Origin of the sequence: Vibrio diabolicus (assembly GCF_011801455.1) — a bacterium.
GTDB lineage: Bacteria > Pseudomonadota > Gammaproteobacteria > Enterobacterales > Vibrionaceae > Vibrio > Vibrio diabolicus.
Genome location: NZ_CP042451.1, coordinates 755,557 through 771,619, shown reverse-complemented (window position 1 = coordinate 771,619; position 16,063 = coordinate 755,557). Strand labels below are relative to the sequence as shown.

Sequence of the window (16,063 nt, the reverse complement as noted above, 5' to 3'; positions counted from 1 at the left end):
ACATTCTGGGCACCCTTTAGTGCCCTTTTTTATATGTGAGAGGTGATGGTCGAAGAAACCAACTCGCGTAGCCAAATGCCTTTATCTTCATTGTTTCGGCTGGAATGCCACAGCATGGCAATATCAAAATCCGCAACGGCGATCGGCGGCTTAACAGTAATGAGATCGTCCGAAAAGCCCTCCGCCAACGCCATTTTTTCTGGCACGATGGCAATGAGATCGCGCTTTTTCAATAGATGCCGAATGGTGAGAAAGTTGCGCGACGCCACGGTGACTTTACGGCTCAAGCCATGTTCTGCGAGCTTTTGGTCTACTTGTGTCTTTAAGCTCCCATCGGGACTTACCAGAGCTTGCTCTATGTTCGCGAACGCTTCCAGAGACAGCTGTGTTTCCCCTTGCAATACCTGTTTATCACACATACACACGTGTTTTTCCGTGTACAAGTACAAGCTCTCAAAGTTGTCATCCAACACTGGCATGCTGCCAATAATGACATCGAGCTTTTCGTGCTCAGTTAATGCCACGTAGTTGCTGCGATTGACGTTAATAAAACTGATCTGGGCCTCTGGTGCGCGCTGGCGTATTTCGTCATAAAGCCGAGGAGCAAAAATAAACTCGGCATAATCCGTTAACCCAATGCGACATATACCCGCGTAATTTTCAGGTTGGAAGGCAGACTTAGTGAGCAAGTCTTTGGCGATAGAGTCCAGCAAATGATGCACGGTTGGCGCGATGTGGTGAGCGTGCTCGGTGGGCTCCATCTTGTGTCCTTTTCGCTCAAAAAGCGGGTCGTCAAACAACAACCTTAAACGAGACAAACTATGACTCATCGCCGACTGGCTAACGTAACTTTTCTCTGCCGCGACGCTAACGCTTCGATGGCGATACAAGTAGGAAAACGTCACCAATAGGTTCAAGTCAATGTTGCGCCACTGAATGTCCTCTTTCACCTCAACACCTTCATCCCATCTCATTCATAAATGAAATTAAATTTATCAATTTGAGTCATTTTAGAGCATCCGATAAATTAGCAACAATGCTTTTTAGATAAACAGGCTCGACATGTTCACCATCTTCAAAACTTTTTTCTGGCTGGGTTGGTTCAGCTTCGGCGGCCCGGCGGCTCATATTGGTTATTTTCGCCAAACCTTTGTTGAGAAACTGAAATGGCTTGATGACAGCGAGTACGCGCAAATTGTCGCGCTCAGTCAGTTTTTGCCGGGACCCGGCTCAAGCCAAGTCGGCTTTGCATTGGGTTATAAACGCGGCGGTTTAGGTGGCGCATGCGCAGCATTTGTCGGATTCACGCTTCCTTCGGTGATCATCATGTTGGCGCTGGCGATGGTGAGCAGCCAAATCACCGACACCGCAGTGTTCCAAAACATCGTTCACGGCCTAAAACTGCTCGCAGTCGTGGTCGTGGCGGATGCGACTTGGGGCATGTACAAAAACTTCTGCCAAAGCAAACTGACCGCGGGTTTGTGCGTCGCGACTGCGATTGCGTTGCTGGTGGCACCAAGCATCATGACGCAAATGTTCGTGTTGCTCGCAGCTGGTTTTGTCGGCATGCGATATCTGAAGAAAGACTCCGCGCCATCAGCAGAGCCGTTTAAACCATCTATCGCGCCATTGGCTCTATTTGCGGTGCTTTTACTCGGCTTACCATTAGTGGCTCATACGTTGCCTTTGCTTGGGCTGTTTAGTGATTTTTTCCAAGCTGGTAGTTTAGTGTTTGGTGGCGGTCATGTGGTGCTGCCGCTTCTGCAAAACATTGTTGGTGACCAACTTAGCCAAGATGCATTTTTAACAGGCTACGCCGCTGCACAAGCTGTACCGGGGCCAATGTTCACCTTTGCGACTTTTATCGGCTATGAGCTTTCAGATACGCCAATTTTAGGCGCGCTGATCGCAACGCTTGGCGTATTCCTCCCAGGTTTTCTTTTACTGCTTGGCGTTCTTAAAAACTGGCAAGCACTGGCAGGCAAACCGCTGGTCTCCGGCGCCATCAACGGTGTAAATGCCTCGGTAGTAGGGTTGCTACTCGCGGCACTTTACCAGCCAGTATTTAGCAGTGCAGTTGTTGCTCCCATCGACATGGCGTTAGTGATCGCGGGTTTCTATCTACATAAAAAACTCAACATTTCGGTGCTATGGATGATCGTGTTTTTTGTGGCGGCAGGCCTTGTCACGGGCATGATGTAAAAATCTTAAACGACAAACTCTTAGCGGGCACTTAAATACAAGTGCCCGTTTTCTCAACTAAGCTTAATGACATTGGAAGGATAGAGATGACGGATCGTCGATGGAACAAGACAACAATTACCAGATCAACGTAAGTTGGCAGCAAAAAGCAGCGACTTGGCTCCAGTCTGTGAAGAACGAGTTATTGATCGATAAGATTTTCTACACCTATTGCTTTATCTCGACTGCTGTCATTTATCTTTGTTCTTTATATCTCGATTTCCCTATTGATTACTCTTTTACCACTTACCTTGAAACGCTCATGCAAGCTTTGTATGTCACAGGTTTAAGCTGGTGTATCTATTATTATTTCTATCTCATACTGCGCAAAGAAAAACAGCCAGCAAAGCGCTTCATACGAAAACTGAAACATCTTATTTTTCCACTGCACCGCCCTGTATCAGTGTTTGTTTCGATGATGGCACTTAACCTGATTTTCTCTAACCACACGTTTTTGAAATCGCTTATTCCAATCATCAATCCTTTTAAATGGGATCTAACCTTTGCGAATATTGATACGCTGTTGCACTTCGGCGTTGCACCTTGGGAATTGACTCATGCATTATTCTCCAATGCTTGGGCCTCACTGACGCTAAACGTTGCCTACAACGCATGGTTTTTTTGTATGTGGGGTATACTCATCTTTTTCCTTATCTACAAAAAATACCCGTTGGTAAGGCAACAATTTTTACTCACGTTCGCATTGTCTTGGATGATTCTTGGTGTCTTCTTCGCCACGTTACTCTCTTCAGCAGGTCCTTGCTACGTGGAGCTTATCACCGGAGATGAACAGTTTGTTCCTCTGATGAAAACGCTCGAAGCCCAAAGCCAATATCTTACCAATGTGGACGCTGGGCAATTGTGGGCATTGCCTACACAGCAATATCTTTGGGATGAGTACATCGCGAATGCCAATGGTATTGGCTCTGGCATTTCGGCAATGCCGAGTTTGCACGTTTCCATTGCTGTTTTGATGGCGCTATCAATTTATAGACTCAACAAAACCATCGGCTACTTTGCTTACACTTTCGTCGTCATCATTCAAATCGGTTCGGTACATTTAGCCTGGCATTATGCGATTGATGGTTACCTAGCAACACTCTTAACGGTGATGTTATGGAAGATAGTTGGTTGGGCTTTGCGGCGCTATGCTTCTTACCCTGAAAGAAGAGAATGAACGGCTAGTTGAACAAACACCTTTGCAACGGACTACTCTCCATAAATGAAAAAGTCCCCAAAATGAAAAAGCCACTCCATCTTACAGAGTGGCTTTCTTTTAAAAGAGTCTTCGAATTTATTGGAGAAGCGCGGTAGAGGTATCTCCTCGCTCTCTGACCATTGCTAATGCTCGCTCTAAGTTTTTATTTGCCAGTTCATAGTAGGCAGGGTTCTTATCAATAGCCTGTTGTAGATAAGGAATCGCCTCACCTGGTTTACCTTGAAGGATCAAGAAGTAACCAACATTGTTGAGTGCTTCCGGCTCTGTCATGTGTCGACTAAAAATACTCAGCGCTTGTCGTGGTTGATCTTTTGCCAGTGCAATGAGACCCAGGTTATTGATTCCCTTTTCATCCCCCGGCTTAATGCTCAGCGCAGCTTGAGTAAAGTGCGCCGCTTTTGAATAAGCTTTTTCCATGTAGTAGGAATAGCCTAGGCTGACTAAAGCATTGACGTTTCTTGAATCAATATCCAACGCTTTTCTAATTAATGCCTGCGCAATATCGTGGTCGCCACGAATGTCGTAAAGTACACCTAGACCAGAGTAAGCAGAAACCGGTGATTTATCATCATAGCGATACGTTGCAACGCTCTCAGCTGTAATATTGTCTTTGGTGATAATAGGATCGCCATCCATACGAATTTGGTCAGCATTCAAAGCGCGGATGTAGTAACTCTTCCCGACGTCCTTTTCGCCACGTTTCGTATACAGAGTGCCAAGTTCTGTGAGGGAACCAATGTGATCAGGGTTCTCTGCTAAAGATGCTCGAAATGATTTATCCGCAAGTTCTGAATTCTCTCTTGCCAAATGGATACGCCCCACGGTGTATAACGTTTTGTCTTTATGGACCGCATTCGGGAAAGAGAGCGAGCGAATGTATTCATACAACGCTAAGTCGACATTTTTATTGCTTAATGCAATATCCCCTCGAGAGATTGCCTCCTCCTCTGTTTTTGGAGGTTCATCATTGGTGAGTGACTCAACGGGCTTACCTGAGTACAGCGTTGAATCGAAGTCTGATGACTGTTCAGTTGTTGAACATGCGGTAAGCACCAACAACGAGATGATGACGTATTTCTTAATCCACATAACGATCCCTATTTTGCTTTTTAATTAGAAAATGCCTCAGCCAATGAAATTAACGCAGGTCCAATAGCCACGATGAAAAAACATGGCCAAATAAACAGCACCATTGGAAACATCATTTTGACTGGGATTTTTGCAGCAATTTCTTCTGCTGCTTGTTGACGCTTATCCCTATAGTCTTCGGTATACTCACGCAAGGAGTTGACTAAGCTCCCACCTATTCGAGAGGCGTGGCTAAGCATGCTCACCAGCCCCATCAATTCTTCTAACCCTGTCCTTAATACTAGCTCTCTTAAGGCTTCAGGCATTGGTTTACCCGCTTTAATTTTGTTGCACACCGTGTCGATTTCATCGGCAAGCTCTGGGTGAGATATAACCAGCTCGTCTGCAACGCGACGCAAAGCTGCATTAAAGCCAAGCCCTGACTCGGTACAAACCACCAGCAAATCGAGCATGTCGGGCACACCTGCACGAATCGCTTGCTGACGCTTGTTGACCATTCGGCGCAAAATAAAATCAGGAATCAGAAGCCCAATAAATACGGATAACGCCATGTAGGTGTACAGATATTTAGATTCCGGAATAGAGAAATACACCAGTGCCGCCACCATCACACCTAGTATTGTTGTGACCGATTTAATGGCATAAAACATCGACAATGCATTGCTTTCATGAAACCCAGCATGCATCAGTTTATTGCGTGTCGTTTGGCGCTCTTTTTCACTGGTTGGCGAAGTTAAAGGCGCTAACGACTCCAATGTGTCAGCCATTTTTTTGTTGTGGTGAGAGACTTCCTTTTTATCACCAGACAGTTCGGCTAACTTTCTTTTAATTGGCGAGTTGACCCCGATAATTATCGAGCCCAGCGTCATCACCACTAACACGGTGGTGATGAGGATCAACCCCATGAGTAACGTCTCTTGGCCGACAGCAAAACCGTTTAACCATCCTTGAATGCTTTCCATAGCTACACCTCAATATTGACGATTTTACGAATCCACAGCGTGCCGATAAATAAGGCCACCATCCCACCAATCACCATTTTGATCCCCATTGGGTGCGTATGAAGCAGCTCAATATACTCAGGCCGAACGAGTGAAATGATGACGTACAACCCAAAAGGCGCTAATACTAATACCCATGCCGACATTCGAGATTCCGCAGAAATAGTTTTGATTTTTCGAGCGAGTTTGAAACGAGCACGTAGGATATGAGAGAGCTTTTCAATGTTTTCGACTAAGTTACCACCCGTTTCTTTTTGCAGTAACACCGCACTCGAGAAAGCAAGCATGGATACCGTAGGGGTTCTTTCCGACATTTGCATAATCGCCAAGCGGAGGTCATAACCATAGTTGAGTAAGTTAAAGGTATTCATGAACTCAGGGCCAAGCGGCGCACTGACCTCTCTGCCTACTTCCCCGAACGCTTGTGTAATTGGCTGACCGGCCTGTAGGACTCGTTTAATGATATCGAGCGCCTCTGGCAGTTGCTCTTCGAACTTCATTAAACGATCTGCAATTCTTTTCTGTAAGTAGAAGTAAACCGACACCCAACAAGCGACAGCAACACCGGCACAGAGGTACCAAACTTGCCCGAATAAGAACAGAAATAGCCCAACCGCAACCCCACCGAGGAAGGTGAGAAAAATAAACCGACTGAACCCCATGTGTATCCCAGCCAATTCCAACTTCTTCTTAAAGTTATCGAATAGGCTGAACCTCACAAGCCATCGCTCTAATGGAGAAAGGTTTTTGAGCGAGTTTTCCCTTAGTAGGGAAATACTCTCTTGATCGATGTGTTTATGACTTTCGTGTATCCGCTTAATTAACTGCTTATGCTTAACCTTTTTACCCGCAGAAGGCAGAATTAACGCCTGGCTAATAAAGAATACGGACAAAAAAAGCAGCACAAGAAAAAGGGGGAATTGACTATCCATAGCAATCTCCTAACGGGCTTTTTCATTGAATATTTCAAATGGTACGTCTAAGCCTCGTTTTACTAATTGGTCATGACAGCTTGGTACAATCCCTGTTGCCATGTAATCACCTAACACATTACCTTCTTGATCGACCCCTCTTCTTTGGAAGGTGAAGATCTCCGACATGGTGATAACGTCGCCTTCCATGCCATTGATTTCTTGTACGCTGACCATGCGGCGTTTACCGTCTTCTTGGCGATCCATTTGCACGACAATATTGATGGCGGAGGCAATCTGCGCTCTCAAGTTTTTGGTCGACACATTCCAACCCGCCATCGAGAACATATTCTCAATACGGCTCAACGCATCCCTTGGTGTGTTAGCGTGAATGGTGGCCAGCGACCCATCATGACCCGTGTTCATTGCCGATAACATATCCACCGCTTCTGAGCCACGAACCTCACCAACAACTATCCGGTCAGGACGCATACGTAGCGAGTTTTTCACTAAATCGCGCTGAGATATTTCACCTTTACCCTCGATATTAGAAGGACGTGTTTCTAAGCGGATAATATGTGGTTGTTGGAGTTGTAACTCTGCCGAATCCTCAATGGTCACAATACGTTGATCACTTGGAATGAAGCCCGACAAAATATTCAGCGTGGTTGTTTTACCAGAGCCTGTACCACCAGATATCAGGATATTCATTTCCCCCACAACCGCAGCATTGAGAAACTTCGCCATCTCTGGAGATAACGAACCAAGCTCTAATAGGTTATCCATATTCAAACGTTCAACTGCAAAACGTCGAATAGAAACGGAAGGGCCATCAATGGCAAGAGGAGGAATAATCGCATTGAAACGCGAACCATCTTTGAGTCGAGCATCCACCATTGGTGATGCTTCATCGATTCTTCGTCCAACCTGGCTAACAATGCGATCAATGATGTTGCGCAGATGGCGCTCATCTAAGAAGGTATGTGGCGTTTTCTCGAGCTTACCAAAACGTTCGACAAAGATATTTTTCGGACCATTGACCAAGATATCTGAGATCGTTGGGTCTTCAAGCAACGGTTCCAGCGGCCCTAGACCAAACACTTCATCTTCAATTTGATGTATCACGCGATTGCGAGCTTCAGAGCTCAACGGGTGTGTTTGATCTTCAGCAATGAGCTGAACGACCGCTTCGCGTAACTCCTCTTTCGCACGATCTTCTTGCAAGTGCGATAGAAGCCCGAGATCTAAGGTATCCAGTAGCTTTTTGTGATAGTAGTGTTTGATCGAGAGATCTTGTTCTAGCTGTTTTTTCTGCTCCTCGATCGCTTTCATCTTGGCTTCAACAGGCGATAAAGCCCTTTGCTCATCTGACGTATCTTCGTCAGATTTTGCCAACTCGACATTCACAACTTTGGATTCTTTTGTTTCATCTACGGAATTGAAAGAACTCCCGACGCCTTTCCGTTTGAAAAACATAACTCCCCCTTACTAAGAAAATAGTTTTTTGATCCAACTTTGATTCTCTTTGGTCGGACTTTCTAATAAGTGCGATATTTCAGCCAAAGAAGCTTTCAGCGCACTATTTTTCTTAGATTGAACAATTGGGTTACCCAAATTAGCGCTCTCGATAGCAATAGCAAAATTATTAGGTACTAAATGTATCGCATGTCCACTAACTGCATTTTCAATGTCTTTCAAAGATATTGTTGATTTCTTTTCAAAACGATTAACAATCAGTTCAACCTGATGACTACTTAAACCATAGTCTAATTCTAAAGAACGTATGTAGCTGACAGCATGCTTAACCGAAGTAACATTCTGCTGCATAATTAAAAAGATATGCGTAGCCGGAGAAACAATTTGTTGATAAACATGCTCAACACCATGAGACAAATCCACAATAATATGTGAGTAAAACTGTCTCAGAATAGGTAATAACTTACTGACTTGAACTGCGTGTTTATGATTATCCTTGGTATCATTTTGGTTAAAACATAAATAATTCAAACCTGAAGGATGTTGATATACGAGACCTTCTAGTGATAACTCATCCAAATCATTAACAGAATCAATCACATCATTAATATTGTATTTTGGCTTACAGTTTAAATAATCGGCCGCATCACTAAACTGCATATCTAAGTCAATGAGCAATACTTTACTCTTCGCGTAACTTGACAGTTCTATCGCGGTGTTGATCGCCAGTGTTGTTGCACCCGAACCACCTTTTGTATTGATAAATAAAGTTAAATCGCCCATTTGTTTATTGGCAATCTTTTCATCCGCGGTCGATTTTAATAGCGGATAAAGCTCACCAAGATCAACAGAACGCGACAAATAGTCTGTTGCGCCAAGCCTCAATGCCATTTTGAGAGATGCCGTATCGTTTTCATCACCAAAGACAATCAAAGCGGTGTGATTATGCTGTAAGCTACTGTCACTAGAGTACACATGAGCCACTTTCTGCGCCCAACTTTCACCGGTTTCAATATAAATAAGATCGGGAATTTGCTTATTTTTAACAAAGTCTAAATTAAAAGACTCTAGCTCTATCCAATCAATATTTAGATTGACACATTCGGATAATTCATCAGCAATATGAATTTTAAAGTTTGACGTAGAATAAACTATCCAAACTATCAAGTTAGTTTTTAAACTTTTATATGTTTCTTCATTTATTTTAACTGGTTTCAACATAAAGCTACTCCATTAGCAATCCGTAATGACATTGGTCCCTTCGGGTCTAAGTATTCCTAAACTCTCTGCAGGCAATATAGTTTCAAAAGCTGGAGTACTCCCTACTGCATTAATTAAAGCAGCTAAAACAAAAAACTGAAAAGTATAATTTACCGCTCTTGCTCGAACATATTTAATTTGAGAAAACTGCGCATTTAATACGTCATTAGACGCTGGAGGGGTAGAAAGAAAGCCTGATACATCAACACTTGCACCAGCTTCATCAAGATAATCTATCTGTAAATTACTCGCAGAAAAGCCTGATGGATAGAGATCTGATACAGCTGGTAAGTTAGGAATGTCATCCCTATCAGCGATATAGCACACGGTAGCAAGCCTCGCAGCTCTTCGTGTTACCTCATTGACCATTTGCACCGAAAAGAAATAGATCGCAAACTCGATGATCAAAAACAGGACTAATATAACGGCCAAAGCGATTACCGAGAACTCAAGCTGCGTCACTCCTTTTTGTTTCGTTATCAATCGTTTCATGGGCCTGTCCTCATAGACGTGGTCGCCCCAATGCTAAATTGCAAAGAAGTGCTCGAAAAAGGTAAGGTCGAGAATATCGGCACGTAATTGTAAGTCGCCGATAGAGTGACCACCTTATTGGTACTCGTTGGTTGGGTAATGACAATATCATCCACACTGATATGGTCTATCACAGGTGTAGTAGAGGCTATTGGGCTTCCATACACAACGACATTCTTGATACTGGTTTCGTCAGCAATTGACTCAAAGTTCAACGTGCCGTACGTATCAACGACGGCATACCTTGCCCCATTCTGCAGCGCTTTATTGACCTCGGTATACTGAATAAAAGCTCGGCTCACATCGATCACTAAAACGGTTAGCATCAATAGCACTGGCAAGGCGAGAATAAACTCTATGATTGCCAGCCCTTGTTGACTGCAAATATTTGGCCTTTGATGCTTTCTATTTGAATACAACATATCAAGAGGCCCCGCTAAACGGATCTTTGTACAGCTGGATACGGTAGAAGCCTTTATCTGTCGGATCCGTGCCAGTCGAACCGTTATTAATTAAACAATCATAAAGAAATTGCCCAAACACTGATGATTGACCTGAGTTACTAACTTTTTGTAGTAAAAAGAAGCAACCAAAACCCAAAACATCAAAATCAGACTTACCTGTAGAAGCCGTACAATCTACGATAGGGATACGCAAAATCCGGCGTCCGTTCAGACCACCATCACCGGTATAACTACTGCCATCACAAGCACCACCGCTTTCACAAGAGCTTAGCTCCTGACGATAGTTGGCGTAATACAGGTCGCCTGCGTACTCCGCATCGGTCTCAGCCAAAACATCGGGCTCTCTCACGTATTTGTCTGGTAAAACCGTTCCGTCATTTTTAATCGGTCCCGAAAAGTCGTTGAGCCTCACATTCAGTCCCTGTGCAACTGGACCTGCACTATTACCTGGTTTAGTCGTAACGGTATCGCCAATTGAGGCGCAACCGTTGTAAGCACCAGACAATGCATCACGAACTAAGGCTGCACCACTATTACCCGTTCCTTGCCCAAAATCGAGTAACTGAAAGTTTCCCGGCCCCATATCGGTGTTATTCTGATCCCCGACTTTCAGCTCATGCACTAGAGAAGGATCCATATCTACATTAGGGTCGTAACCCGGCGGACGATACCCCCATGCATCACTCACATCACCAGCAGGATCACCACACATGGCGATTGGCGTTAAATTACACGTATATGCAATCGCCGCACTTCGCCCTGCAACCGCACTCGCAGAGACCTCTTTATCAATCCCAAACAAACCACTCAAATACTGCGTTAGGCTAATATCGGTGACCGCTACGCGGACATAAATATCGTACTCCCCCAATGGCGGTGTAAAACTTGCTGCACTTACAAACGTCTGCATATCATGCGAGAATGTCACTGCTGTATTACTGTCACTAAACGTCAGCTCAGAATTTCCAGGCTCGGTTGATATTCCACTAAGCGTTGTTCTCACTGCGGTTTCAGCCTGATTCACATCCTCTGTCTTATCGGCAACGACAGCACCTGCAAGGGCCGCAGTATCGACCGCATTCTGTAAACGTGTTTTATTAAGAACTTGGTGATTTAAATCAATACCAAACGCCGCAACGCCTAGCAGAATCAACAAAACCAAGCTTATCAACACTAAGGTAATCCCTTTCTGGGTTCGCCTTGGTGCTATATGCATATTCCTTCGCATAGCCCCTCCTAAGTGAACACATCACTTACTCATCTTTGGCTACCCCGTTGTTGTTATATACCTCTAAGCTAACTTGTGTACGCTCACCACTACCTTCCGGTAAATAACCCAAATTCTCATACCACGCTTCTGGATTAAGAGTTTGTTCAGCGCGCAACTGGCTAACCGAGATACCAAGCTCGGGGTCATTCGCACAGCCAAACAAGCCGAATGATGTGAAACAAATGGTCATTATCATTATGCTTTTCATCTTGCTCTCCCACTTATAGACTGTGCCCAAACTTGCCCTCAGAGCCACCTTCTGACGAACCGTATTGAATAAAGTTGTTAGTATCTTCTTCACTGATGTCGTTTAGCTGGTATCTATCGAAATCCAACTCAGCACCTTTACCAAGCAAATAGAACTCCACATCGTTCGGAGCCACAAAGCCATCCGTTGGCAGTGTGATTCGACGTCGATCGATTGGGGTTGCTAATCGAGGGGTGACCAGAATGACAAGTTCTGTTTCCCCTGAGGTAAACTCTTCACTCTTGAACAAGCGTCCCAAAACAGGTAAATCACTCGCTCCAGGTATGCCATCCGCGACATTACGTGCGTTTTCACTCAATAAGCCTGCAATACCAATGGTTTGGCCATCAGCCAGCTCAATCGTGGTGCCAGCACTTCGTTTAGTGATTGGCGGAATAAAGAACGTGGCATTCACTTCGTTTGGATTAAACGTCAGCACACCTGAGTTGGATATTTCACTCACATTGACGTTCAATTTGAGGTTGATTCTCTTATCACTCAAAATAAACGGAACGAAGTCGAGTTGAACACCGTACTCTTTATAATCGATGGTAATACCATCTTCATTTGGTACTGGAATTGGGAACTCACCACCAGCGACAAACTCGGCTTGCGTACCACTTAATGCGGTAAGGCTAGGCTCTGCCAACACTTTTGCCACACCATTTTGTTTCGCCACATCAAGTGCGAAGGTAAACAAGGTATTGCTGTCGATAAACGACCCAAGAAAACCGAAATCTTCGACTGTTGGGACGTTCAAAATCGGTCCAATGCCATCAATACCGCCACCAGCAGTCGTACCACCCCAGGTAAAGTCTCCACTTCTTTGGAAAAAGTGGAAGTTTGAATCAAAGCGTCTTACTAGTGTGCGCTGCACTTCGGCAACGGTCACTTCTAGCGTCACCTGTTGAGCCCCGCCAATAGAAAGTAGATTGATCACCATGCTGTCATCATCTTTAGAGCTGTCATCTTCTTCATCTGCCGCTTCACCCAAAGCGAAGGTTTCAGCAATTTTGACCGCAGTGTCCATGTTTTGCTGACTGCTGACCAAGCCTCTAAGTACCACTTTTTCTTGCGCACTGTGCACTTCGATATTTTCATCCGGCAAGAACTGATAAAGCTTCGACTTAAGCGTGTTTAGATCATGCGTGACTTCCACGTTAAACTGCTCAATTAACCGGCCTCGGCGATCCCACACCGACACATTCGTGGTACCTAACTTCTTACCAATAAGAAACAGCTCGTTCGATCTGAGCACTAAAATATCCAAGACTTCTGGATCCCCTAACGTCACTTTCTTCGCTTGGCCGGATATCATCAATTGGGTTGATTGGTGATGCGCAACGGTCACGACTTTTCCTGACTGCACCGTGGCTGCGTTAACAGACAAGCTGACAAAAAGTAACTGGCTAACGAGTAATATTATTGTTTTCATAATTCACCTAATTGCTGACTCGGACACTGGATGCCTGAGATCCCTTAATAATGGTCACACTAGGTCGTGGCGTGTATTTTCTTGCTACAACAGGTTTATCCACTTCATGAGGGTTGCGTAGAGCAAGTTGAATGTCGCCTTTGCTGTTCGCCGATAGGAGCTTTTCTGCCTCTTTCGGTGTTACTTCTAAAGTCACCGCACGCACAATAACGGGTTTGTTATCATTGGTTTTGGCTGTTTGGTCGACCGCAAGAACGTTGATGTTTTTAAGCACCGTTTTTGTTGTGGCGTTTTTACCTTGTCCATAACTCACGGTATTCAATACATCGACCTTATTGCCCGGTAACAAGAACCCAGCCACACCGATAACGTCATTAACACGAATGGTGATTGCTCGTTTGTTTTCAGGGATTAAAGCAGCAAGTGTCGCGCCCTCACCGGGCAATGCAAGACGATTCGAGTTAACCAGCTCGCCCGCATAAATGGTATTGGCAACAATTCTTCCCAATGCCTGTTCTTGTACTTTTAGCGTTTCATCGTCTATCCAATCCACTTCCATGAGCTTAGTAGACAAATGTTTCTCAGATAGAATGGTCCCTGGCTCTAGTTCCATGGCGGCAACTAAAACTGGGTGTCTTTCGACCTCTTCTAACTCGACAGTTGGTTGGTTTCTGCCATCCATCCATTGTTTAGCGATCAGCACGGCGGCAAGGCCGAAAACAATGGAGAGCAACAGCAACATGATGACTTGAGTCCGACTCATAATTTAGATCTCCCTATTCATCCACTGTGAAGTACAGTCCCCAGGCACGGGTTAAAATGTCTGATGAGACGACCTTCTCTTTCCCTTCGAACACCAAAATATCGCGGCTAATACCGAGTAAGTCTTTTGGTAAACAAGGGTAGTTGGCGACATCATTGTCGCGATGTAACTGACTTAACGTATCGAAAAACTCAGGCACAAGCGTCATTTGGTAATCTTTAGCAAGCGAAACCCAAAGCGCTTGATAATCTGTCAAACCAAGCGGTGTAAACTCGATCTTGTAACCCAAACGACGTAAAAAAGCGGGGTCTGCAATTTTGCTTGGTGCAAAGTTGGAGGAGAATGCCAGAGTGAGCATAAACGGCACCGTGACTTGTTGACCATTTGGCAAAGCTAGGTGGTCAAATAAGTACTCCATAGGAACGATCCATCTGTTTAGCAGGGCATCAACAGGCATTGACTGACGACCAAGGTCATCAATCACCAAGATTCCGTTGTTAGCCATCATTTGCAGTGGCGCAATCCATACACGATTATGCTCGCTGTGGTTTACCTCAAGCATATCCAATGTCAGCTCACCGCCCACTTGAATGTTTGGTCTTTCACAAAGAACCCAGCGTTTGTCGTAATGCGTTTCCAACTTAACGAAAACCTGAGAATGGGAGTTGTCTAAACGACGGTGATGATGCTCTGAGAACACTTTGATGATGTTGCCATCGGCATATACGGCATAAGGAATGAATACCGAAGTGTTCATTGCATTGAGCACTCTTGATGCGACGTAGCTTTTACCGGTACCCGCATGACCATACAGCAACAAAGCGCGCCCCGAGTTAATGGCTGGTCCTAAAACGGGTATCAAATGATCCGAACCAAACACGTCAGACAGCGCTCGCTCAACATCATTGCGATTAATAGGATGCTTGCGAAGATCTTGTCCCTCAACAACCGTCCAATATTCTTCCAAAGAGACGGGAACAGGACCGATATACGGATCTTTTCTATACGCAATGTCTGCTTCTGCAAGCCCAAGCTCAGTTAAACTGTAGCGTACGTTGGAATACGATGTACTCAACTTGTCTGATGCTGGCTGATAAACTTCTACCCAACTTCGCTTTCTTAACTGCGCCAAAGCAAGCTCGACAATATTCGAAACAATACAAAGCCGTTGCGTTAATTCGATTAAGTCACATTTGGGATAGGCAGACAGATGTTTCAACACTAGGTTTTCAACAACTGAAGACGGCACGCCAAGACCCTCGACAGACGAAGGCACCTTTGGTGGATTTATTTGTGGCACGAGTTTTTCCCAATACACAGAGCCCATCACACTTCCCCTCTTGAAGTTGCCTAGTCAACTGATGCTGCATGCCATTTTTTATTATTATTTAATGGGTGTAGGAGAAATAAGCTAATCCAATTACGATTATCGGCGCGAAAGGAATGACTAACGGCTTATTAGACCTAAAGCCTGGTGTTACTTTTTCTAAGCAATACCCTTTTATCTGGTGTGATAGAGCAACACTAGTCGATGACACGTGTAACATTAGATAAAAAATGCCCACGATGCCTCCAGCAAGTATTATTCCAGTAGACGCTTCCCCAAGGTTACTCAGACCCAGCCATGCCCCTATGACGGCGAGCAACTTAACGTCTCCTCCAGCCATTACTCTGAACAGATACAGCGCGAAACACACTGCAAACGCAACCAACCCACCATATAAATGATCCAAGCCACTTGTTGCTGGGTTGTAAATTACGTTTGCAGTAACAGCAACCAAAAGCATAAGCACCGCTTTGTTTGGTATTCTGTGTTTCTGAGCGTCTGATACTCCAATCGCAATAAGCAATGACCAAATAACTAACTCGCTAACCATTACGAGCTGCTGATACGACCAGCTACTGAAGTAAACTTGTTAGACAAAGTCGTCCAGAAGCCTGAAGTCAAGAACGCTGTAACAATTAACGCCGCACCTAGAATGTACTCTAAAAGTGTTAGCCCCTCTTCATCTTCCATGAAGTCCTTGATTAGATTGCGAAAGTTATCCATAAGATTATCCCCTTTAACGTATCTCGCTATTAATGATACAGGTCTCATGTGCACCTGAATCATGCTTAAACATTAGTCACCGAGAATTAGGGGGGTTAGGACTTTT

The 16,063-nt window shown here is 44.6% G+C and carries 17 protein-coding genes; 2 read left to right on the top strand and 15 right to left on the bottom strand.

The window, feature by feature from the left end:
- Positions 1-29: 29 nt before the first annotated feature.
- A complete protein-coding gene (locus FR741_RS03695) occupies positions 30-950 on the bottom strand; it encodes a LysR family transcriptional regulator (RefSeq protein ID WP_167426278.1) in 921 nt (306 codons plus the stop codon).
- A gap of 112 nt (positions 951-1,062) precedes the next feature.
- Here FR741_RS03695 and chrA point away from each other — a divergent pair, with 112 nt between their 5' ends.
- Together chrA and FR741_RS03685 are read left to right on the top strand one after the other, a co-directional pair.
- Positions 1,063-2,202, top strand: coding sequence for a chromate efflux transporter (gene chrA, locus FR741_RS03690; RefSeq protein ID WP_167426277.1), 1,140 nt, complete (start codon positions 1,063-1,065; stop codon positions 2,200-2,202).
- 100 nt (positions 2,203-2,302) lie between these two features.
- Positions 2,303-3,418 (top strand): phosphatase PAP2 family protein, encoded by a 1,116-nt coding sequence (locus tag FR741_RS03685; protein ID WP_167426276.1) that lies wholly within the window; start codon positions 2,303-2,305, stop codon positions 3,416-3,418.
- Positions 3,419-3,535: 117 nt separating this feature from the next.
- On the opposite strand, the gene FR741_RS03680 is transcribed toward FR741_RS03685, so the two are convergent.
- The 14 genes from FR741_RS03680 to FR741_RS03615 form a co-directional block, all read right to left on the bottom strand.
- Complete coding sequence (locus tag FR741_RS03680) at positions 3,536-4,549, bottom strand: tetratricopeptide repeat protein (protein ID WP_006742396.1); 1,014 nt, start codon at positions 4,547-4,549, stop codon at positions 3,536-3,538.
- A 20-nt stretch (positions 4,550-4,569) separates the two neighbouring features.
- The gene (locus tag FR741_RS03675; RefSeq protein ID WP_047008928.1) at positions 4,570-5,511 is read right to left on the bottom strand and encodes a type II secretion system F family protein; all 942 of its coding nucleotides are present in this window, start codon (positions 5,509-5,511) and stop codon (positions 4,570-4,572) included.
- Between the two features lie 2 nt (positions 5,512-5,513).
- Positions 5,514-6,482 (bottom strand): type II secretion system F family protein, encoded by a 969-nt coding sequence (locus tag FR741_RS03670; protein WP_006742394.1) that lies wholly within the window; start codon positions 6,480-6,482, stop codon positions 5,514-5,516.
- A gap of 9 nt (positions 6,483-6,491) precedes the next feature.
- A complete protein-coding gene (locus FR741_RS03665; RefSeq protein WP_006742393.1) occupies positions 6,492-7,937 on the bottom strand; it encodes a CpaF family protein in 1,446 nt (481 codons plus the stop codon).
- A gap of 12 nt (positions 7,938-7,949) precedes the next feature.
- A complete protein-coding gene (locus tag FR741_RS03660) occupies positions 7,950-9,158 on the bottom strand; it encodes an AAA family ATPase (protein WP_006742392.1) in 1,209 nt (402 codons plus the stop codon).
- 12 nt (positions 9,159-9,170) lie between these two features.
- Complete coding sequence (locus FR741_RS03655; protein WP_041852895.1) at positions 9,171-9,689, bottom strand: TadE/TadG family type IV pilus assembly protein; 519 nt, start codon at positions 9,687-9,689, stop codon at positions 9,171-9,173.
- The gene (locus FR741_RS03650; RefSeq protein WP_012841464.1) at positions 9,686-10,150 is read right to left on the bottom strand and encodes a TadE/TadG family type IV pilus assembly protein; all 465 of its coding nucleotides are present in this window, start codon (positions 10,148-10,150) and stop codon (positions 9,686-9,688) included. The genes FR741_RS03655 and FR741_RS03650 overlap by 4 nt, the downstream gene beginning before the upstream one ends.
- Position 10,151: 1 nt before the next feature.
- On the bottom strand, positions 10,152-11,420 hold the full coding sequence (locus tag FR741_RS03645) for a pilus assembly protein TadG-related protein (protein ID WP_109169524.1): 1,269 nt from the start codon (positions 11,418-11,420) through the stop codon (positions 10,152-10,154).
- Between the two features lie 25 nt (positions 11,421-11,445).
- A complete protein-coding gene (locus FR741_RS03640) occupies positions 11,446-11,670 on the bottom strand; it encodes a hypothetical protein (protein WP_012841463.1) in 225 nt (74 codons plus the stop codon).
- A 13-nt stretch (positions 11,671-11,683) separates the two neighbouring features.
- Positions 11,684-13,144, bottom strand: coding sequence for a type II and III secretion system protein family protein (locus FR741_RS03635; protein WP_150919350.1), 1,461 nt, complete (start codon positions 13,142-13,144; stop codon positions 11,684-11,686).
- Positions 13,145-13,151: 7 nt separating this feature from the next.
- Positions 13,152-13,907, bottom strand: coding sequence for a Flp pilus assembly protein CpaB (cpaB, locus tag FR741_RS03630; RefSeq protein WP_006742389.1), 756 nt, complete (start codon positions 13,905-13,907; stop codon positions 13,152-13,154).
- A gap of 13 nt (positions 13,908-13,920) precedes the next feature.
- The gene (locus FR741_RS03625) at positions 13,921-15,234 is read right to left on the bottom strand and encodes a hypothetical protein (RefSeq protein WP_006742388.1); all 1,314 of its coding nucleotides are present in this window, start codon (positions 15,232-15,234) and stop codon (positions 13,921-13,923) included.
- A gap of 61 nt (positions 15,235-15,295) precedes the next feature.
- A complete protein-coding gene (locus FR741_RS03620; protein ID WP_167426275.1) occupies positions 15,296-15,784 on the bottom strand; it encodes an A24 family peptidase in 489 nt (162 codons plus the stop codon).
- Positions 15,784-15,957 (bottom strand): Flp family type IVb pilin, encoded by a 174-nt coding sequence (locus FR741_RS03615; protein WP_031781043.1) that lies wholly within the window; start codon positions 15,955-15,957, stop codon positions 15,784-15,786. Before FR741_RS03615 ends, FR741_RS03620 begins: the two co-directional genes overlap by 1 nt.
- Positions 15,958-16,063: the final 106 nt, after the last annotated feature.